General features: G+C 64.7%; 20 protein-coding genes. 6 read left to right on the forward strand and 14 right to left on the reverse strand.

The features are described from left to right. Window positions 1-286 precede the first annotated feature (286 nt). From B0G71_RS14180 to B0G71_RS14205, 6 genes are all read left to right on the forward strand, one after another. A complete protein-coding gene (locus B0G71_RS14180; protein ID WP_116142460.1) occupies window positions 287-1,228 on the forward strand; it encodes a UDP-2,3-diacylglucosamine diphosphatase in 942 nt (313 codons plus the stop codon). A 36-nt stretch (window positions 1,229-1,264) separates the two neighbouring features. Further along, complete coding sequence (locus B0G71_RS14185; RefSeq protein ID WP_106306728.1) at window positions 1,265-2,296, forward strand: glycosyltransferase family 1 protein; 1,032 nt, start codon at window positions 1,265-1,267, stop codon at window positions 2,294-2,296. A 20-nt stretch (window positions 2,297-2,316) separates the two neighbouring features. After that, on the forward strand, window positions 2,317-2,955 hold the full coding sequence (locus tag B0G71_RS14190; RefSeq protein WP_116148595.1) for a diacylglycerol kinase: 639 nt from the start codon (window positions 2,317-2,319) through the stop codon (window positions 2,953-2,955). A gap of 202 nt (window positions 2,956-3,157) precedes the next feature. Further along, the gene (locus B0G71_RS14195) at window positions 3,158-3,883 is read left to right on the forward strand and encodes a TetR/AcrR family transcriptional regulator (RefSeq protein WP_106306725.1); all 726 of its coding nucleotides are present in this window, start codon (window positions 3,158-3,160) and stop codon (window positions 3,881-3,883) included. Between the two features lie 2 nt (window positions 3,884-3,885). Next, window positions 3,886-4,470: a TIGR00730 family Rossman fold protein gene (locus B0G71_RS14200; RefSeq protein ID WP_106280332.1), complete on the forward strand. Its 585-nt coding sequence runs from the start codon at window positions 3,886-3,888 to the stop codon at window positions 4,468-4,470. A 24-nt stretch (window positions 4,471-4,494) separates the two neighbouring features. Continuing rightward, complete coding sequence (locus B0G71_RS14205; RefSeq protein ID WP_116142461.1) at window positions 4,495-5,241, forward strand: SDR family oxidoreductase; 747 nt, start codon at window positions 4,495-4,497, stop codon at window positions 5,239-5,241. Between the two features lie 161 nt (window positions 5,242-5,402). Here B0G71_RS14205 and B0G71_RS14210 read toward each other — a convergent pair whose 3' ends face one another. From B0G71_RS14210 to B0G71_RS14275, 14 genes are all read right to left on the reverse strand, one after another. Continuing rightward, complete coding sequence (locus tag B0G71_RS14210; RefSeq protein ID WP_116142462.1) at window positions 5,403-6,038, reverse strand: DUF924 family protein; 636 nt, start codon at window positions 6,036-6,038, stop codon at window positions 5,403-5,405. Then, window positions 6,031-6,444 (reverse strand): group II truncated hemoglobin, encoded by a 414-nt coding sequence (locus B0G71_RS14215; protein WP_116142463.1) that lies wholly within the window; start codon window positions 6,442-6,444, stop codon window positions 6,031-6,033. The genes B0G71_RS14210 and B0G71_RS14215 overlap by 8 nt, the downstream gene beginning before the upstream one ends. A gap of 26 nt (window positions 6,445-6,470) precedes the next feature. Continuing rightward, window positions 6,471-9,056: an ABC transporter permease gene (locus B0G71_RS14220; RefSeq protein WP_181916772.1), complete on the reverse strand. Its 2,586-nt coding sequence runs from the start codon at window positions 9,054-9,056 to the stop codon at window positions 6,471-6,473. Continuing rightward, on the reverse strand, window positions 9,053-9,664 hold the full coding sequence (locus B0G71_RS14225) for a DUF4126 domain-containing protein (protein ID WP_116142464.1): 612 nt from the start codon (window positions 9,662-9,664) through the stop codon (window positions 9,053-9,055). Before B0G71_RS14225 ends, B0G71_RS14220 begins: the two co-directional genes overlap by 4 nt. A gap of 257 nt (window positions 9,665-9,921) precedes the next feature. After that, complete coding sequence (gene sugE / locus B0G71_RS14230; RefSeq protein WP_116119413.1) at window positions 9,922-10,242, reverse strand: quaternary ammonium compound efflux SMR transporter SugE; 321 nt, start codon at window positions 10,240-10,242, stop codon at window positions 9,922-9,924. A gap of 149 nt (window positions 10,243-10,391) precedes the next feature. Further along, window positions 10,392-11,090, reverse strand: a complete 699-nt coding sequence (gene kdpE / locus B0G71_RS14235) for a two-component system response regulator KdpE (protein WP_106280323.1) — start codon at window positions 11,088-11,090, stop codon at window positions 10,392-10,394. Then, window positions 11,083-13,917 carry a DUF4118 domain-containing protein gene (locus B0G71_RS14240; protein ID WP_116142465.1) on the reverse strand — a complete coding sequence of 945 codons (2,835 nt, stop codon included), beginning with the start codon at window positions 13,915-13,917 and terminating at the stop codon, window positions 11,083-11,085. Before B0G71_RS14240 ends, kdpE begins: the two co-directional genes overlap by 8 nt. A gap of 172 nt (window positions 13,918-14,089) precedes the next feature. Next, window positions 14,090-14,668, reverse strand: a complete 579-nt coding sequence (gene kdpC, locus B0G71_RS14245) for a potassium-transporting ATPase subunit KdpC (protein WP_116142466.1) — start codon at window positions 14,666-14,668, stop codon at window positions 14,090-14,092. Window positions 14,669-14,719: 51 nt separating this feature from the next. Continuing rightward, complete coding sequence (kdpB, locus tag B0G71_RS14250; protein ID WP_116142467.1) at window positions 14,720-16,804, reverse strand: potassium-transporting ATPase subunit KdpB; 2,085 nt, start codon at window positions 16,802-16,804, stop codon at window positions 14,720-14,722. Window positions 16,805-16,872: 68 nt separating this feature from the next. Beyond that, the gene (kdpA, locus tag B0G71_RS14255; RefSeq protein ID WP_116142468.1) at window positions 16,873-18,678 is read right to left on the reverse strand and encodes a potassium-transporting ATPase subunit KdpA; all 1,806 of its coding nucleotides are present in this window, start codon (window positions 18,676-18,678) and stop codon (window positions 16,873-16,875) included. Then, window positions 18,675-18,767: a K(+)-transporting ATPase subunit F gene (kdpF, locus tag B0G71_RS14260; protein WP_007583461.1), complete on the reverse strand. Its 93-nt coding sequence runs from the start codon at window positions 18,765-18,767 to the stop codon at window positions 18,675-18,677. Before kdpF ends, kdpA begins: the two co-directional genes overlap by 4 nt. Further along, a complete protein-coding gene (locus B0G71_RS14265; RefSeq protein ID WP_007175652.1) occupies window positions 18,764-18,877 on the reverse strand; it encodes a hypothetical protein in 114 nt (37 codons plus the stop codon). Before B0G71_RS14265 ends, kdpF begins: the two co-directional genes overlap by 4 nt. Before the next feature lie 258 nt (window positions 18,878-19,135). Next, window positions 19,136-20,110 (reverse strand): quinone oxidoreductase, encoded by a 975-nt coding sequence (locus B0G71_RS14270; RefSeq protein ID WP_116142469.1) that lies wholly within the window; start codon window positions 20,108-20,110, stop codon window positions 19,136-19,138. A gap of 49 nt (window positions 20,111-20,159) precedes the next feature. Further along, window positions 20,160-20,549, reverse strand: coding sequence for a methylglyoxal synthase (locus tag B0G71_RS14275; RefSeq protein WP_106280312.1), 390 nt, complete (start codon window positions 20,547-20,549; stop codon window positions 20,160-20,162). Between the last annotated feature and the right edge of the window lie 58 nt (window positions 20,550-20,607).

Below are 20,607 nucleotides of genomic sequence, written 5' to 3' on the forward strand. Positions count from 1 at the left end.
GTCACGCCGCGCACATCATGCCGTTCGCGGCCGTGCCGACCGGACGCGAATGCGCTTTGCTGTCGGGCCGCCACAACACTGGGCGCGGCGCCGGTCGCAGTCGTGTCGATCTCTCGATCACCACCCCATAGCCAGTCACCACGCCGCGCGAGTTAAGCCCAGCGCGGCCATCACTCTTCCCGCTCCCCGCCTCCCCGCCCCGCAGTAATAAGAACTTCTCATGACTGTCACGGCACAGTCACGCACACCCGGCCCAATACGGGCACCGCAACTCGACGCGTGAGCCATGGACCCCAAAACGTCCGCGACTTCCCTGTTCCGCCAGACCGGCCCGAGCGTCGACCCCGTCGCGTTCCGCCCGGAACCCAACCCCAGTCACGGCTTGCCGTTGCCCGTGGCGCCACTGCCGCTCGACGCCCGCACCGGCCTGCACGACGATGATCACGCCGAGCCGCATCGCTACCGCACCATCTGGCTGTCCGACATCCATCTCGGCTCGAGCGGCTGCCAGGCGCCCTATCTGCTCGACTTCCTGCGTCACAACGAGTCGGAGTATCTGTACCTGGTGGGCGACATCATCGACGGCTGGCAGTTGAAGAAAGGCTGGTACTGGCCGCAGGCTCACAACGACGTCGTGCAGAAGGTCCTGCGCAAGGCACGCAAAGGCACGCAAGTGATCTACGTGCCCGGCAATCACGACGAAGCCGCGCGCCAGTTCTGCGACCTCGCGTTCGGCGACATCCACGTGCGCGGCGAGGCGTTCCATACCACGCTCGCCGGCAAGCGTCTGTGGATCGTGCATGGCGATCTGTTCGACGGCGTGATCCAGCACGCCAAGTGGCTCGCCTATCTCGGCGACACGCTCTACACGATGATCCTGATCCTGAACCGCTGGTTCAACCGGATCCGCAGCCGGCTCGGTTTTCCGTACTGGTCGCTGTCCCAGTACCTCAAGCATCAGGTGAAGAACGCGGTGAATTTCATCTCCTCGTTCGAACGCGTGATGACCGACGAAGCGCGCCGCCGCGGCTGCGACGGCGTGGTCTGCGGGCATATTCATAAAGCCGAGATACGCGATATCGACGGCGTCCTGTATTGCAACGACGGCGACTGGGTCGAAAGCCTGTCGGCTCTCGTCGAGACGTATGAAGGCGAACTCAAGGTGATCTACTGGACCGTGATGCGCTCCCCGGAAATGGGCGTGCAAAAAGCCCGGGCGACCGCGTAGTCCCTGCTTGTCAACTCCTCTAATGGGCCGAAACCGATGAAGATCATGATCGTCACCGACGCATGGGAACCGCAGGTCAATGGCGTCGTGCGCACACTGAAAAACACGACGCGCGAACTCAGCGCGCTCGGCCATCACGTCGATCTGCTGACGCCGCTCGAATTCAAGACGATCCCTTGCCCGACTTATCCGGAGATCCGCCTCTCGCTGCTGCCGCGCCGCAAACTGCGCGAGCGTATCGACGCCTTCTCGCCCGACGCGTTGCACATCGCCACCGAAGGTCCGCTCGGCATGGCCGCGCGCGCCTACGCAATCCAGCACAAGCTGCCGTTCACCACCGCGTATCACACGCGTTTTCCGGAGTACGTGCAGGCGCGTTTCGGCATTCCGCTCGCCGCGACCTACAAGTTCCTGCACTGGTTTCACAAGCCGTCGCTGGCTGTGATGGCGCCTACGCCGGTCGTCAAGAGCGACCTCGAAAAATTCGGTTTCACCAACGTCGTGCTGTGGACGCGCGGCGTCGACCTGGACATCTTTCACCAGATGGATTCGAAGGTGCTCAATAGCGCGCGGCCGATCTTCCTGTACGTGGGACGCGTGGCCGTCGAGAAAAACGTCGAGGCATTTCTGAAGCTCGATCTGCCCGGTTCGAAATGGGTTGCCGGTGAAGGTCCGGCACTCGCCGAACTGAAGTCGCGCTATCCGCAAGCGAACTATCTGGGCGTGCTGACCCAGGCCGAGTTGGCGAAGGTCTATGCGGCGGCGGACGTCTTCGTCTTCCCGAGCCGCACCGACACATTCGGGCTGGTGCTGCTCGAAGCGCTCGCCTGCGGCACGCCGGTCGCGGCATATCCCGTCACCGGTCCGATCGATGTACTCGGCGACGGCGGCGCGGGCGCAATGCATGAAGACCTGCGCGAAGCCTGCCTCGAAGCCTTGAAGATCGATCGCAACCATGCGCGCGCGTGGGCCGAACGCTTCTCGTGGGCGGCGGCCTCCGAGCAATTCGCCGCGCATCTGAAACCGCTGCCGCGCGCCTCGTATCGCGAGGAAAGCGCCGCCGCGTGATGCGGCGCGCCGAGCCGTCCATGCGAACCAGACCATCCACCGTGGGGCGCGCGTCGAACGGCGCGCTGCGTGCCGTCGAAACCGGCAACCGTAACGACAACGACACCGCGAGCATCGAACCGTTCGACGACGTGAGCGAGCCAGGCACGCCGAATCATGCAGATCACGCGCATGGTTCGAACGGCGCGAGCATTGCGAACGGCACGCAACACGACACGCAGAACGAACCGCTCAGTCCCGACGATCCGCTCGCGCCGCTGCCTTTCAATCCCTACAAAGGAAATCGCGGCCTCACCCGCGCCTGGCACGCGATGAAAAATTCGCTCGCCGGCTTTCGCGTCGCGATTCGCGAGGAAAGCGCGTTTCGCCAGGAGCTCACGCTCGCCGCGATCCTGATTCCCTGCGGCGTGCTGGTGCCGGTCGAGCCGGTGTCGCGCGTGTTGCTGCTCGGCTCCGTGCTGCTCGTGTTGATCGTCGAGTTGCTGAATTCGAGCGTGGAAGCGGCCATCGACCGGATTTCGCTCGAACGCCACGAACTGTCGCGCCGCGCGAAGGATCTCGGCAGCGCGGCCGTGATGGCCGCGCTGGGCATGTGCCTGATGACGTGGCTGTTGATCGTCGGGCCGCTCGTCGTGCATTGGGTTCAGGCATGGCTGTGAAGGCGCGCCGCACGCTGTTTTAGCGCCGTGGAAGCGCGTTCGAGCGACGCGCGAAATGGTCGCGGGAATGAAAACCCTGACTATCCGTTTGAGATTAGAACGCTCGGTTTATAATCGTCCGATACACCAACCGCGTCCGGGCGGATCACGCGAAGAGCGGCACGCCGCCGTGTGCCCCCCGGCGTAACCAGGGCCGGACGACATGGAAGCCAAACCTCCCCGCCGCACGCGCGAACGGATTCTCGAACTGTCGCTGAAACTGTTCAACGAAATCGGCGAGCCGAACGTCACGACGACGACGATCGCCGAGGAAATGGAAATCAGTCCAGGCAACCTGTACTACCACTTCCGCAACAAAGACGACATCATCAACAGCATCTTCAGCCAGTTCGAGCAGGAGATCGAAAAGCGTCTGCGTTTCCCCGAAGACCACCGCGCGACCATCGACGAAATGTGGTCGTATCTGCAGTACATGGTCGATTTCACGTGGCGCTATCGTTTCCTGTATCGCGATCTGAACGATCTGCTGGCGCGCAATCGCACGCTCGAAACGCACTTCAAGCAGATCATCAGCCACAAGGTGCGCTTTGCAAGCCAGTTCTGCGAGCAGCTCGTGGCCGACGGCGAAATGGTCGTCACGCCGGAAGAGCTTCATGTGATCGCTACCAACGTCGGCGTGATCGGCACGTACTGGCTCTCGTATCAGTTCGTGATGAATCCGCGCAAATACAACGAGCAGGAAGCGATTCGCGCGGAACTGCATCAGGTGAGCGTGCAGATCGTGTCGCTGATGGCGCCTTATCTGCGCGGCCGCTCGCGGCAGATTTTCGACGACCTCGTGTCGGGCAAGCTGCCCAAGCGCGAGTTTTACGACTACCTGCCGCCCAAGGAAGGCGCCGCGCCCCGCAACGAACCGAAGGACGTCTGAGCATGAAGTCGGTGTGCGTGTATTGCGGCTCTTCCAACGGAGCCAAACCGTTGTATGCGGAAGCGGCGCGCGCCTTCGGCCGCGCGCTGGTGCAAGCCGATCTTGCACTGGTGTACGGCGGCGGCAAGGTCGGCCTGATGGGCGTGATCGCCGACACGGTGATGGCCGAAGGCGGCCGCGCGATCGGCGTGATTCCCGAGCTGCTGGTCAACAAGGAAGTCGGCCATAACGGCCTGACCGAATTGCACGTGGTGCCCGACATGCATCATCGCAAGAAGATGATGGCCGACCTGTCCGACGCGTTCGTCGCGATGCCGGGCGGCGCGGGCACGCTCGAAGAGCTGTTCGAGGTCTACACGTGGGCGCAACTCGGCTATCACCAGAAAGCGGTGGCAGTGCTGAATATCGACGGCTTCTACGATCCGTTGATCAACATGCTTCAGCACACGGTCGACGAAGGCTTCATGCGCCAGACCTATTTCGACATCCTGCAGATCGACGCCGATCCTGTCGCCTTGATCGGCAAGCTGCAACGCTATCAACCGCCCGTCGCCGACAAGTGGGCGATCAAGCGCGACGCGGTCTGACTTCCCCTTAACGTCGAGGTTGCGATGACGAAAGCCGTTCTGATCACCGGTGGCAGCCGCGGCATTGGCCGCGCGACGGCGCGTTTGCTGGGTGCGCGCGGCTGGTCCGTCGGCGTGAATTACGCGCGCAATCTCGCTGCCGCGCAAGATACTGCCGCTGAAGTGGAGCGCGCCGGCGGCCGCGCGTTGACCATCGCCGGCGACGTCGCGAATGAAGCCGATGTGCTCGCCATGTTCGACGCGCTTCAGCAGAAGTTCGGGCGGATCGACGCGCTCGTCAATAACGCCGGGATCGTCGCGCCGTCCAGCCAGCTTGCCGACATGGACCTCGCGCGCCTGAAGCGCATGTTCGACGTCAACGTGCTGGGCGCGTATCTCTGCGCGCGCGAAGCCGCACGGCGCATGTCGACGGACCGCGGCGGCGCGGGCGGCGTGATCGTCAACGTGTCGTCGGCGGCGGCGCGTCTCGGTTCACCGAACGAATACGTCGACTACGCCGGCTCGAAAGGCGCCGTCGACACAATGACGCTCGGACTCGCCAAGGAACTCGGCCCGCGCGGCGTGCGCGTGAACGCGGTGCGCCCCGGCCTGATCGACACCGAGATTCATGCGAGCGGCGGCAAACCCGAGCGCGCCGCGCAGCTCGGCGCGACCACGCCGCTGGGCCGCCCCGGCACGGCTGATGAAGTGGCCGAGACCATCGTCTGGTTGTTGAGCGATGCCGCCTCGTATGTGACGGGCGCGCTGCTCGACGTGTCCGGGGGCCGCTAGGCGCCCGCCCGCTTCCCGCTTTTCCCGTTATAACCGGCCGCATGCATGCACGAGCGCCCGCTTTGCCTTTCGGGCGTGACGCGAGCGAACTGGCGTGATTTGCGTGCTTACCCCGAGGGCCGCGAGAGCGGTGATCGACGAATAGTACCGGCGCCGCGCGCCTAGAACGATGAACCGGGCGTACCCAGAAAGGCTATTTCCTCAGCCGTCGAGGGACGCCCGAGCGTCGCATTGCGATGCGGAAAGCGCCCGAAGCGCTCGACGATTTCCGCGTGCCGCACCGCGGACCGGTAGTACGATTTGCCACCCGGCTCCGCTTCCAGTTGCCTGAAAAGACGCAGCGACTCGCGCTGGCCCTCGAGCGTTTCATCGTGCTCGAACGGCAGACAGGCGAACGCGCGATGGTGCACGGTGGGCAACTCGCGGTCGGCGCCACTGACGACGATTTGCCGCGTGACGAGCAATGCCTTCTGATCGGCAGCAAACGCGCGCGCTGTGCCGCGATGACAATTGCGCGAGAACTGATCCAGCACGATGACAAGCGCCAGCGCGCCGAGTGGCGTTTGCGTCCAGCTATCGAGCGCGGATTCACGCGCCGCGTCGATCAACGCACCGAAGCGCTCGCGCAGCATCGCGTCGAAAGCCGCATTGCGTGAAAACCAGATTTTGCGCTCGGTGCCGTATTCCGGCGCGCCCGGTACGCCAAACCAGCAGTCGAGGACCTCGCGCGCTTCCTGAGGCAAGTCAGCGTAGTGCGGCGATGCCGCGCCGGATGCCGAGCTCGACGCGTTAGCCATTCCGGTTGCGCATCCAGTCAGCCGTTTCGAAGAACGAGCCGAGCAGGCGCTCTCTCAGCGGCTCGTCGAGACCGACATCTTCCATTGCCCACGCCATGCACCTGAGCCACTGATCGCGCTCGCTGGAGGCGATCGCGAACGGCAGATGCCGCGCGCGCAAACGCGGGTGCCCAAAGCGGCTAATGTAGTGATCGGGTCCGCCTAACCAGCCGCACAGAAACCAGAAGAACTTGTCGCGCGAACCGTCGAGCGATTCGGGATGCAGCGCACGGATTCCGGCGAAGTCCGCTTCGAGATCCATCAGATCGTAAAAGCGGTCGACCAGTTCGCGCACACGCGCTTCGCCGCCCACCAGTTCGAAGGCCGTCGGCTGCGCCGCGGACACCTCGTCGTTCAAATCACTCATACCTGCTCACCAACCGATAAGAAAATTCACGCGTCCCGCAACGATTGCAACGCGGGCCGCGCCAGCACATGCCGCAGGCTCAGCCAGCCGCCCACACCGGCGCACGCGATGCCGGCGGCAACGCCCGCCGGCAACAACCAGGGATTGAAACTCAGATAGAACTCGAACACGCGCGTCGCCAGCACGTAGCCGATGGCCTGCGCGCCGGCCGCCGCCATCGCGCCCGCCAATGCGCCCATCGCGACGAACTCGGCGATCTGCACCGCCCGCACCTGGCGATGCGACGCGCCCAGCGCGCGCAGCAGCGCGGATTCTCGCATACGCTCATCGCGCGTGCCCGCGAGCGCCGCGTACAGCACGAGCACGCCCGCCGCGAGCGTGAACGCGAACAGGAATTGCACCGCGCCGATCACCTGCTGCAACACGCGCTGCACCTGCGCGAGAATCGGACCGGTGTCGATGGCAGTGAGGTTCGGATAGGCGCCGATCAGGCCGTCGATGGTCGACTGTTTTTCATGCGGCAAATGGAAGCTCGTGATGAACGTCGCCGGGAAATCCTGCAGCGCGGCGGGCGGCATCAGCACGAAAAAGTTGACCTTGAACGAGCCCCAGTCGAGCTTGCGCACACTCGTGACCGGCGCGTCGATCTGCAAGCCGGTCACGTCGAAACGCAGCATGTCGCCGGGCTTCACGTTGATGAGTTTGGCGAGGCCCTGCTCGATCGAAATCTGCGGCGTTTTCGTGTCGCCGTACCAGGTGCCGGCGGCGAGGCGGTTGTCGTCGGGCAGCTCGGTGGTGTACGACAGATTGAATTCGCGATCCACCAGACGCTTGGCGTCGTCGCCCTTGAATGAATCCGGGTTGACCGGCTTGCCGTTGATCGCCGTGAGCCGTCCGCGCACCATCGGCGCGAGCACCGTGCCGGGCACGCCGTGCGTGCTCAGATACTGCGTGACGGCGTCGCGCTGGTCGGGCTGGATGTCGATGATAAATTCGTTCGGCGCATCGGGCGGCGTCGATTTGCGCCAGCCGGCCACGAGGTCGTTGCGCGTCATCGCGATCAGCAACAGGCACATCAGGCCGATGCCGAGCGCGGTGATCTGCAATGCGCTGGCGCTGCTGCGCCGTTCGAGCGACGCCAGCGCATAACGCCAGCCGATGCTCGCATTCACGCGCTCGCTGCGCACGACACGCGCCGCGCCCCACAGCGCCAGCCGCGCGATGCACGCGAACACCAGCATCCCGCCCGCGAAGCCGCCCGCGACGATTCCGCCGAGCTTCAACTCGCCCGCCGCAATGATCAGCAGCGCGGCGAACAGCGCGATGCCGAGCGCGTAAGCCGCCCACGCCGTGCGCCCTGCTTCGCCCCACTCACGGCGCAGCACGCGCACCGGCGGCACGCGCGTGAGCGGCAACAATGGCGGCAATGCGAAGCCCAGCAGCAGCACGAGGCCGGCCGCGATGCCTTCGAGCGCCGGCCATGCCGTCGGATAGGGAAGCGCGACGTCGATCAGACTGCCGAGCCACGTGAGCAGCGCGAGATGCCCCAGAAAACCGAGCGCCACGCCAAGCGCGCCGCCGATCAACCCGAGCCCGACGAATTCGAGCGTGAAGAGCGCACGCAAAGTCGACTGGCTGACGCCGAGGCAACGCATCGCCGCGCAGCCGTCCAGGTGCCGGCGCATATACCTGTGCGCGGCCATCGCGATCGCCACCGCCGCCAGCAACGCGGTGAGCAGCGAGACGAGCGTGAGGAAGTGGCTCGCGCGATCGAGCGTCTGGCGCACTTGCGGCTGACCGTCCTGCAACGATTCGAGCGCGACGCCGCGCATCTTGCCGCCGTCCACTCGCTCATGCGCAAACTGCGCGAAACGCTTGACGGACTCGTCCGCGCCCGCGACCAGCAGGCGGTAAGTTACGCGGCTGCCGTAGGTGACGAGACCGGTGGACGGCACGTCGTCGGCGCGCAGCATCAGGCGCGGCGAGAAATTGACGAACGAGAAGCCGCGGTCGAGTTCGCGCGTGATCACCGCGCCGATCGTGAAGTTGCGGCCGCCGACTTTCACGCTATCGCCGACATGCACCTTCAACGCGTCGAGCAGCGCCTGATCGACCCACACAACGCCCGGCGGCGGAATCGAGTGCGCAGGATGGTCCGCCGCGCCCGGCGCCGACGCAATGCGCAACGCGCCGCGCAGCGGATAACCCGGCGACACCGCCTTGATGGCGGCGAGCCGCGAGACCGGCTGCGCACCGGTCGAATTGATCATGCTGGGAAAGATCGCGGTGCTGGCGGAATTCAGGCCGAGCGCCCTGGCTTGCCCGGCGAATTGCGGATCGACTGGATGATCCGCCCGCACGATGAAGTCGGCGGCGATCATGCGCCGCGCGTCGCGCTCGAGCCCCTGGTGCAAGCGGTCGGCCAGAAAGCCGACGCTCGACAGCGCCGCGACGGCCAGCACCAGCGCCAGCAGAAGCATCGTCAACTCGCCCGCGCGCCAGTCGCGCGACGTCATGCGAATGGACTGGCGCACCAGATCCATGCCACCGAACCGGCGCGTCGTCGTCGGTAACGCTCTGCGCGCGGCGGAACCCCGTACCGTATCGCTCAATCGTGCCTGCTCCTGGCCAAGCGCGACACCATGTGCGTCGCCATACCGCGAAAACCGCCCTGCACCCCGCGCCAGAGACGCGGCAACGCCCAGCCGGCCAGCATCAGGAAACCGATCATCAGCACCAGAAACACCAGCGGCACGAACAGCGCGAGCAGCATGCCGCCGAACACGAGCCCGTCTTCAGCGGTGGAGGTCACCACATTCGACACCGGTTCCGGCGACAGATTGATCAACGCGCGCGTGCCGGCCTTGGCGAGGTGCGCCGTGCCGGCGAGCGTGCCGCCCGCGAGCGCGGCCACGGTCAGCAGCGCCGGATCGGCATGGCCGAGCGCGCCGGCCGCAAGCACAGCGCCCGCCGGAATACGAATGAAAGTATGGACCGCGTCCCACAGCGAATCGAACGCGGGGATTTTGTCGGCGAGGAATTCGGTGACGGTGAGCACGCCCGCCACGCCGATGACCCACGGCGAGGACAGCGCGGACAGCGTATCGGGAAGATGGACGAGGCCGAGACGGGCGAACACGCCGGCCAGCAGGACTGTCAGATAGAGGCGCAGGCCGCTGCCCCATGAGAGCCCCGCCGCGAGCGAAAGTGATTCAAGCATGGCCGCCTCCAGGCGCGCTGTGCGTGCCGGGCGTTTCGACGGGCCACAAATGGGGCCGAGCATCGAAGTCGTCAGACCCGCGCCAAGCCGGTCGCGCCAAATGGGCCGCGGACAATTTCAGGTTGGATTCGATCTCATTATAGCCACGTTAATTCGCAGAACGCAGAGCGGCGAATAAATGGGCGGCTTTAATGGAGGTGCGGGCCGGGCGCAGACAGATGGCTGACGACGCCCGGCGGCGGTTTGAAGTGCAAGACTCAGTGCCCGGAAGACAGCTTCAGGCCGATCAATCCGATCACGATCAGCGCCGCGCTCGCGACTCGCGCGACGCTCAGCGCCTCGCCCATCATCACGATTCCGAAGATGAACGCACCAACCGCGCCGATCCCCGTCCATACCGCGTACGCGGTGCCGAGCGGCAACTGACGCATGGCCATGGCGAGCAGCACAAAGCTGCCGAGCGCCGTCACGATCGTGAACACGGACGGCCAGAGCCGGGTAAAACCTTCGGAGGTTTTGAGACCGGCTGCCCACGCGACTTCGAGCAAACCGGCAATCAACAGAAGAATCCAGGACATGAGACAGCTCCATGGTCAGATGGGGCCGTCCCCGTTTGTGAAACCGCAAGGTCGTCCTTACGGTCTGTAATCATACCAAACTTGCTGGAGGCCGGCCGGCAGCCGCCCTGCCGGAAAAGCCCCTGTCGCCGCAAAGTGCCCCGACACGCTCAAATCGCGCCCACCAGCCGGTATCCGACACCCGTCTCCGTGACGATGTGTTCCGGCTGCGCCGGGTCGCGCTCCAGCTTGCCGCGCAGATGCGCCATATAGATGCGCAAATAGTGATGGCTCTCGACATGCGACGGCCCCCACACGTCGCGCAGCAACTGGCGATGCGTCAGCACCCGGCCGGCGTGGCGCACGAGCGTCGCCAGCAGCCGGTATTCGATCGGCGTCAGATGGACCGCCGCGCCATCGCGGCTCACCTGCCGCAAGGCCAGATCGACCATGACCGTGCCGAAGCGCACTTGCGGCGTCTCGTTCGCGCCGCCCTGATTGCGCCGCCGCATGTGCGCGCGAATCCGTGCCAGCAATTCGGACACGCCGAACGGCTTGGTGAGATAGTCGTCCGCGCCGGCATCGAGCGCGGCGACTTTCTCGCTTTCCTGGGTGCGCGCCGACAGCACGATCACCGGCAGCTCGCTCCAGCCGCGCAGTTCGCGGATCACGTCGAGACCGTCGGTGTCGGGCAGGCCGAGATCGACGATCACCAGATCCGGCTTGCGCGTCGCGGCTTCGACAAGACCCTGCTTGCCGGTTTCGGCATCGTGCACGACGATGCCCTCGCCTTCCAGCGCGGTTCGCACAAAGCGGCGAATCTGCTTTTCGTCTTCAATCAGGACGACGGTGATGCTCGGGTCACTCATGACTAGGCTTGGAAAGCGAATTAAGAGTTGAATCGCTGGCGGTGTCGGCGCGGGTCAAGGAATCGGCGCCTTCGTTTTCCAATGCATCCGGTGCGTCGGGCTGTGTGTCCACCGGCAGCGTGAACCAGAAGCGCGCGCCCTCGACACGGCCGTCCGCCGCAACGCGATTGAGCGCGCCGATTGTACCGCCGTGCGCTTCCACGATCGCGCGGCAGATTGCGAGTCCCAGGCCGATGCCCGGCTTGGCCGACTCCTTCTCGCCGCGCGTGAATTTCTCGAACACGCGCGCTTCCATGCCGGCCGGCAGGCCCGGGCCGCTATCGTCCACAGTCACGCGCACGAACGACTTGCCGTCCGTATCGAGACGCTGCGCGCCGATCGTCAGCGGCGTGGCCGGTGCGGTGTATTTGGCGGCGTTCTCGAACAGGTTGGAGAAGAGGCGCTCCATCAGCACGGCGTCGAGGTGCAAGAGCGGCAGATCGGCGGGCAGTTTCACCTGCACCGGATGATCCGCCAGCACGCGTTTGCACGCGCGCAGCGCGGCGCCTACCGTCTCTTCCAGCAGCGTCCATTGCTGGTTCAGTTGCAGACTGCCCGCCTGCAACCGCGCCATGTCGAGCAGATTCGTAACGATGCCGGTCATGCGCAGCGCTTCCTCGTGAATCGCTTCGACCAACTCACGGTTGGGCTGCGACTCGGGCGCTTGCTCCAGCATCGACGAAAAGCCGACGATGGTCGTCAACGGTGTGCGCAGATCGTGCGAGATCGCCGACAGCAACGAGTTGCGCAAGCGCTCCGATTCCATGTTGACGAGCGCATCGCGCGCGATGTCGACGTAATGCACCCGCTCAAGCGCCAGTGCGATCTGCGCGGCGAACGCGTCGAGCATGCGCTGCTGCTCGGGCACGTCGAGCTCGCCTTCGTTGCGCATCACGACAGCGAGCACGCCGCGCGTGCGCATCGGCGCCTTCAACGGCAGGTAAAGCGCGGCGGCGGCCGGCAGCGTGTCGGTGCCGTGGCCGGCCGGCTTCTGCTGATCGTAGACCCATTGGCCGACATCGCTATCGAGCATCTCGCCTTCGAGCGTGATCGCCGCGTCGGGATCCTCGATCTTCTGCTTCACCTGATCGGCGCTGTCCGGCAACAGAATCGCCACGCGCGCGCCGAACACCTCGCTGACATGACGGCTGCCGATACCGACGATCTGTTCCGTGGTCAGCGCCGCGGCCAGTTCGCGCGCCATCGCGTACATCGCGCCGGTGCGCTGCTCGCGGCGCCGCGCCACGCTCGCCTCGTGGCGCAGGCTCGAGGTGAGATGGCTGATCACCAGCGAGGTCAGCAGCATGCCGAAGAAGGTCAGCAGATATTGCGTATCGGAGACCGACAGCGACATGCGCGGCGGCACGAAGAAGAAATCGAACGCGGCCACGCTCATGAACGACAGCAGCACGCCGGGCCCGCGCCCCAGCTTCACCGCCGCGAAGATCACGCCGAGCAGATACAGCATGACGAGATTGGTCAGATCGATATGGTCGATCAACTGGCTGGCCAGCAACGTGATGGCCGCGCAGATCAACAGCGCGAAACCGTAGGCGCGCGGCGGCGAGCGGCGCTCGCGCGCCGCGCTCAGCGCCTCGCGCCATGCGTTCGCGGTGGTGTTCAACAGATGCCGATGCTCGCCGCCGTCGCGCTCGGACGAGGCGCGAATCAACGTGAGATCGAGATCGCCCGCGTTTTCGGCGATCCGTTCGCCGAGCGGACGACGCAGCCAGCGCCTCAAGCCCGTGCGTGCCGACGCGCCGGCCACCAGCTTCGACACGTTGCGCGCCTGCGCGTAGCCGATCAACGCGACAGCCGCGTCGGCGGCCGCGAGCGTGGCGGTTTCGGCGCCGAGTTCCGCGGCGAGCTTCAACGCGTTGAGCGTGCGTTCGCGGCGCGCATCCGGCAAACGCTGCAAGGCCGGCGTCTCCACATAGACGGCAATCCAGTCGGCCTTCAGGCTGGCAGCCAGACGCGCCGCCGCGCGCACCAGCATTGGCGCTTCCGGGCCGGGGCCGACGCACACCAGCAAGCGCTCGCGCGCCTGCCAGATGCGCTGGATCGAACGGTCAGCGCGGTACTCGTGCATTTGCGCATCGACGCGATCCGCGGTGCGGCGCAACGCCAGCTCCCGCAGCGCGATCAGATTGCCTTTGCGAAAGAAGTTGCGCACCGCGCGCTCGGCCTGCTGCGGCATATACACCTTGCCGTCGCGCATCCGGTCGAGCAGTTCCTCGGCGGGCAGGTCGACCAGCGTGACTTCGTCGGCACGGTCGAACACGCGGTCCGGCACCGTCTCCCAGACCCGAATGCCGGTGATCTGGCCGACCACGTCGTTCAGACTTTCGAGGTGCTGGACATTGACCGTCGTATAGACGTCGATGCCCGCGTCGAGCAGCTCATACACATCCTGCCAGCGCTTCAGATGCCGCGCGCCTTGCACATTCGAATGCGCGAGTTCGTCGACGAGAATCAGCGCCGGCTTGCGGGCCAGCGCGGCGTCGAGATCGAACTCGTTGAGCTTGCGGCCGCGATATTCGATATGCGCGAGCGGCAGCACGTCGAGACCGTCGAGCAGCGCCGCGGTTTCAGTGCGGCCATGCGTTTCGGCGATACCGACCACCACGTCCGCGCCTTCGTCATGACGGCGGCGCGCGGCCTGCAACATCGCATAGGTTTTGCCGACGCCCGCCGACGCGCCGAAAAAAATCTTCAGCCTGCCTCGCTGACGTTTTTCTTCGTCGCGTTGCAGCTTGTCGAGCAACTCATCGGGATCGGGGCGGTTCATGCTCAATGGTTTTCATCGTTGGACGAGCGTCGGTGTATGCATGGTGGCACGGCGTCGGCGCGGCCGCAAATAACGGGCACTGTCGCGTCTATTGCGTGGCGCCGTCAAAAGGTAAAGGCGGAGTCGCGCGGACGCCGCCTTTGTGAAGCGAAGCGCTGTTGCGTTACGTCGATCAGCCGTGCTTCATCTCGTCCAGCGCCAGGTTCAGTTGCAGCACGTTCACGCGCGGCTCGCCGAGAATACCGAACTGACGGCCGCTCGTATAACGATCCACCAGCGCCTGCACGTCATTCGCTGCGAGCTTGCGTGCCTTGGCGACGCGTTCGATCTGATAAGCCGCTGCGGCGGGGCTGATCTCCGGGTCGAGACCGCTGCCCGACGACGTCACCAGATCAACCGGCACCGGCTTCGACATATCGGTGCCGGCGGCTTTCAATGCGTCGAGGCGGCCTTTGATTTCATCGAGCAACGCCGGATTGGTCGGGCCGAGGTTCGAGCCGCCCGAACCCTGCGCGTTGTACGGCATCGGACTGGTGGCCGACAGGCGGCCCCAGAAGTATTGCGGCGCATCGAACTGCTGGCCGATCAGCTTCGAGCCGACCACCTTGCCGTCCTGTTCGAGCATGCTGCCGTTGGCCTGATCGTGGAAGGCCGCCTGACCGACCGCGGTCATCACGGCGGGATAAGCAAGTCCGGTGACGGCGGCGAGCACCGCGAAGATCACGATCAACGGACGCAACAGATTTTTCATGATGAATGATTCCTTGTGAACTGGCGAACTGGCGCACTGGCGCACTAACGCTTAGACCCAACCGAATGCGGCCAGCACCATATCGATCAGCTTGATGCCGATAAACGGCACGATGATCCCGCCCAAACCGTAGATCAGCAGATTGCGGCGCAGCAGGATCGCCGCGCCCAGCGCGCGATAACGCACGCCCTTGAGCGCCAGCGGAATCAGCAGCACGATGATCAGCGCGTTGAAAATCACCGCCGACATGATCGCCGAGGTCGGCGTGGCCAGATGCATCACGTTGAGCGCATTCAGCGCCGGATAGGTCGTGGCGAACGCGGCCGGAATGATCGCGAAGTATTTGGCGACGTCGTTGGCAATCGAGAACGTGGTGAGCGAACCGCGCGTCATCAGCATCTGCTTGCCGATCTCCACGATCTCGATCAGCTTGGTCGGATTCGAATCGAGGTCGACCATGTTGCCCGCTTCCTTCGCGGCCTGCGTGCCGGTGTTCATCGCCACCGCGACGTCGGCCTGCGCGAGCGCCGGGGCGTCGTTGGTGCCGTCGCCGGTCATCGCGACGAGGCGCCCTTCGGCCTGGTGCGCGCGGATCGTGGCGAGTTTCGCTTCCGGCGTGGCTTCGGCGAGGAAATCGTCGACCCCGGCTTCCGCGGCAATCGCCGCCGCCGTCAGGCGGTTGTCGCCCGTCACCATGATGGTCTTGATGCCCATCTTGCGCAGTTCGGCGAAACGTTCCTTGATGCCGCCCTTCACCACGTCCTTCAACTCGATCACGCCGAGCACGCGCGCGCCCTGCTCGCCTTTCTCGGCGACCACCAGCGGCGTGCTGCCGCGCCGCGCGACGTCGGCCACGGCGTTGCTGACTTCATTCGGGAAACGGCCGCCGTTGGCTTCGACGTAGTTCTTCACCGCGTCGGCCGCGCCCTTGCGAATTTCACGCCCCGGCAGGTCGACGCCGCTCATGCGCGTTTGCGCGGTGAACGCAAGGAACGTGGCATGCAGCGAGGCCATATCGCGTTGACGGATGTTGAAGCGCTGCTTCGCCAGCACGACGATGCTGCGGCCTTCCGGCGTTTCGTCAGCAAGCGACGACAGTTGCGCGGCATCCGCGAGCGCTTCTTCCGTCAAGCCCGGCGCGGGCACGAATTGCGAAGCCTGGCGATTGCCGAGCGTGATGGTGCCGGTCTTGTCGAGCAACAGCACATCGACGTCGCCGGCCGCTTCCACGGCGCGACCCGAGGTTGCGATCACGTTCGCCTGCATCATGCGGCTCATGCCGGCCACGCCGATCGCCGACAACAAACCGCCGATGGTCGTCGGAATCAGACACACCAGCAGCGCGACCAGCGCGGTAATCGTCACCACGTGGCCCGCTTTCGCGGCTTCGACCGAGAACATCGAGAACGGCAGCAGCGTGGCGGTGGCGAGCAGCATCACGATCGTCAACGCGACGAGCAAAATGGTCAGCGCGATTTCATTCGGCGTCTTCTGACGCTTCGCGCCTTCCACCATCGCGATCATGCGGTCGAGGAACGCTTCGCCCGGATTCGCCGTGACGCGCACCACGATCCAGTCCGACAGCACGCGCGTGCCGCCCGTCACCGACGAAAAGTCGCCGCCCGACTCGCGGATCACCGGCGCGGATTCGCCCGTGATCGCGGATTCGTCGACCGACGCGACACCGTCGATTACTTCGCCGTCGGCAGGAATCACGTCGCCGGTTTCGACCAGCACGACGTCGCCCTTGCGCAGATCGGAAGCCGTCAGAATGCGGATCGGCGACTTCGGATGCGGCTCGTTCAACTTCTTGGCCATCACGTCTTTCTTCGCGCTGCGCAGCGACGCCGCCTGGGCCTTCGAACGGCCTTCGGCGAGCGCTTCCGCGAAGTTGGCGAACAGCACCGTGAACCACAGCCACAAGGTGACCGCGAGAATGAAGCCCGCAGGCGCCTCGGCCTGGCCGCCGAGCGCGGCGATCCAGAGAATGGTCGTGAGAATGCTGCCCACGTACACGCAGAACATCACCGGATTGCGGAACTGCGTGCGCGGCGTCAGCTTCTTGAAGGAGTCCACGATCGCCGGGCGCAGCAGCGCTGGGTCGAACATGGACCGGGTTGCATTATGTTCAGTCATTGAATCCTCGAATTTCCCGTTTGCGCCTGTTCAGTCGTTGGCCGCTTGTGCCATCCCGACGGGCCGCCTCAATGGGCGCCCATCATGATCAGATGTTCGACACCAGGACCGAGCGCGAGCGCGGGCACATAAGTCAGCGCGCCGACCAGCAGCACCGTGCCGAGCAACAGCACGACGAACAGCGGACCGTGCGTGGGCAGCGTGCCGCCCGTCACGCCAATACGCTTTTTCGCGGCCAGCGAACCGGCAATCGCGAGCACCGGAATGATCGTGCCGAAGCGGCCGAACCACATCGCGATTGCGGTGAGCCAGTTGTAGAACGGCGTGCTCACGGTGAGGCCCGCGAATGCGCTGCCGTTGTTATTGGCCGCCGAACTGAACGCGTAGAGGATTTCGGAGAAACCGTGCGCGCCGGGGTTGGCGATGCCCGCCTTGCCCGCGTCGCTCAATACCGCGATCGACGTGCCGACCAGCACCAGCAGCGGCGTGAGCAGCACGACGATCGACACCATCTTCATCTCGTACGCTTCGATCTTCTTGCCCACGTATTCCGGCGTGCGGCCGATCATCAGGCCGGCCACGAACACGGCCAGCATCGCGAACACGAGCATCCCGTACATGCCGGAACCCACGCCGCCGAAGATCACTTCGCCGAGCTGCATCAGCAGCATCGGATAGAGGCCGCCGATCGGCGTCAGCGAGTCGTGCGTGTTGGTGACCGCGCCGCACGAAGCCGCGGTAGTTGCGACCGTGAAGATGCCCGACTGCGCGATGCCGAAACGCGTCTCCTTGCCTTCCGCATTGCCGCCCGATTGCAGCGCGTTAGCCGACTGGTCGACATGCAAGGCGGCAATGGCCGGATTGCCGGCCTGCTCCGCGCTGATCTCGCCGAACACGCAGACCGCAAACGCGATCGTCATGGCGGCGAGCACGGCCACGCCCTGCTTGCGGTCCGCAATCATGCGGCCGAACACCAGCGCGAGCGACGCGGGGATAATCAGGATCGAGAAGATCTGCAGGAAGTTCGAGAACGGCGTCGGGTTCTCGAACGGATGCGCCGAGTTGCCGTTGAAGAAGCCGCCGCCGTTGGTGCCGAGCATCTTGATCGCTTCCTGCGACGCGACCGGGCCCATTGCAAGGGTTTGCGTCTTCACAGGCGTATCGACCGTGACCGGATTGCCCTTGGCGTCCTTCACCGGGTTGCCTTGCGCGTCGAGTTTCGGCGCGGCATAGGTGGTGGTTTGCAGCGTCGGCACGTCCTGATAGGCCTTGAAGTTCTGAATCACCCCTTGGCTCATCAACAGCGCCGCGACGATCGCCGACATCGGCAGCAACACGTACAGCGTCACGCGGGTCAGATCAACCCAGAAGTTGCCGATGGTTTGTGCCGTGTGACGCGCAAAGCCGCGAATCAGCGCAATCACCACCACGATGCCGGTGGCCGCCGAGAAGAAGTTCTGCACGGTGAAACCGAGCATCTGCGTTAGATAACCCACCGTCTGCTCGGGCGTGTAATCCTGCCAGTTCGTGTTGGTCACAAAACTGATCGCCGTGTTGAACGCGCCGTCGACCGTCATCGGGCCGAACTGCTGCGGGTTGCCCGGCAGCCAGCCTTGCACGCGCAACAGCACGTAGAGAAACGCGACGCCGAGCACGTTGAAGGCGATCGTGGCGATCGCGTAGTGCTTCCAGCTCATTTCCTTCGACGGATCGACGCCCGCGATGCGATATAGCAGACGCTCGACGGGACCGCCGAAGCGGACCACGCGAGAACTGCCGTCCATCACGGCGCTCAGATAGCGGGCCATCGGCACAGCGGCTGCCAGCAGCACCACGATGAAGAGGCCCGCTTGCAGGACATTGTTCGAGTTCATTCAATGTCCTCCGCGCGCAACAGCGCATAGACCAGATAGGCGAACAGCAGCGCGGTCGCCGCGCCCGATAACCACAGAATCCAGTTCATGAGCGCGCTCCCTGCCCACGGCGGAACTGCATCAACTTCTCGCAGCCGGCAATCAACGCGAAGGTCAGCGCGGCAAACAGCACCAGCCCTCCGACATACAGCACATCCATTTTTGTTCTCCATTACACGGACTTTGGATAGCCGCAACGTTATGCCGATCCGTGTAAAGGCCTGGTCAAAGATGGAGTGGCGTGTATAAAAATCGCGTAAACGAACAAGGCTGTTCCATCCTGCGATGGAACAGCCTTGGGTGGGCTGGGCCTGGTGTTGCCGCGTGCGGCGCCGGTTTCACTACGGCTTGGGCGAGTCCTTCAATGAGCTTCGTTTTTATACGGCCGTTACTATCGCGCTCGGGTCATCGTCGTGCGTTACGGCAGGAGCACCGTCGAGCCCGTTGTGCGGCGCCCTTCGAGATCCGCATGCGCCCGGCCAACGTCCGACAAAGCGTAACGCTGATTGATGCTCGTCTTGACCTTGCCCGACACCAGCACGTCGAACAACTCGGTGGACATTGCCTCGTAGTCGCTGCGTTTGGCGATGTAGGTAAAGAGCGTTGGCCGCGTGAAAAACAGTGAGCCACGTCCGGCGAATTCCGACGAATCGATCGGCGGCAACGGCCCCGACGCGTTGCCGAAGCTCACGAACATGCCGAGCGGCGCGAGGCAATCGAGCGAGCCCGTAAACGTGTCTTTACCGATTGAGTCGTACACCACCGGCACGCCCGCGCCGTTGGTGATCTCGCGCACGCGTTTGGTGAAGTTCTCGCGCGTGTAGACGATCGCGTGATCGCAACCGTGCGCCTTGGCGATCTCCGCTTTCTCATCCGAGCCGACTGTGCCGATCACCGTCGCGCCAAGCGCCTTCGCCCACTGGCACGCCAGCAGACCGACGCCGCCCGCCGCGGCCTGGATCAGGATCGTGTCGCCGGCTTTCACGGGATACGTGCGGCGCAGCAGATATTGCGCGGTGAGGCCTTGCAGCATCACCGAGGCGGCCTGCTCGTCGCTCAACGCGTCGGGTACTTTCACCGCCTGCGCCGCCTGCAGCACACGCTCCTGCGCATACGCGCCGGGCGGACGTCCCACGTATGCGATGCGATCGCCCACCTTCAGACCGCTGACGCCCGGGCCGAGCGCCGTCACTTCGCCGGCCGCTTCCATGCCGAGACCGCCGGGCAACGGCAACGGATAGAGACCGGTGCGGAAGTACACGTCGATATAGTTCAGCCCGACCGCCGTCTGCCTGACGCGGATCTCGCCCGTGCCCGGCTCACCGACTTCGACGTCGACCCACTTCATCACTTCGGGACCGCCGGTTTTATCGAATCGGATTGCTTTGGTCATCTCGTCTCCTTGAGGTTGGTTTTGATTCAGGCGTGCCGGGAGCGAAAGCTCAAACCTGTTGCGTGAGTCGCAAGGTCAGCGAGTCGAGCACCATGCGCGCCGTCGAAATGTTGGTGGCGCAGGGAATGTTGTGCACGTCGCACGCGCGCACCAGCGCGTTGATGTCGGGCTCGTGCGGCTGCGGCGTCATCGGGTCGCGCAGGAAGATCACCATGTCCACGCGCCCTTCCGCGAGCTGCGCGCCGATCTGCAGATCACCGCCGTGCGGGCCCGACAGCATCCGCTCGACCACGAGGCCGTGCGCGTCGGCGATGCGCCCGCCGGTCGTGCCGGTCGCCACGATGTCGCAGCGCCTGAGCGTATCGACGTATTCGCCGGCCAGTTTGACGATGTCGTCCTTTTTGTGATCGTGCGCGATCAGCGCGATGCGGGTGGTCATGACGTAAGACTCCTGAAACCGTTGTGATTGTCGTTGTTGTGGTGATGCTTGTGGTGGT

Source organism: Paraburkholderia sp. BL27I4N3 (assembly GCF_003386115.1).
Lineage (GTDB): Bacteria > Pseudomonadota > Gammaproteobacteria > Burkholderiales > Burkholderiaceae > Paraburkholderia.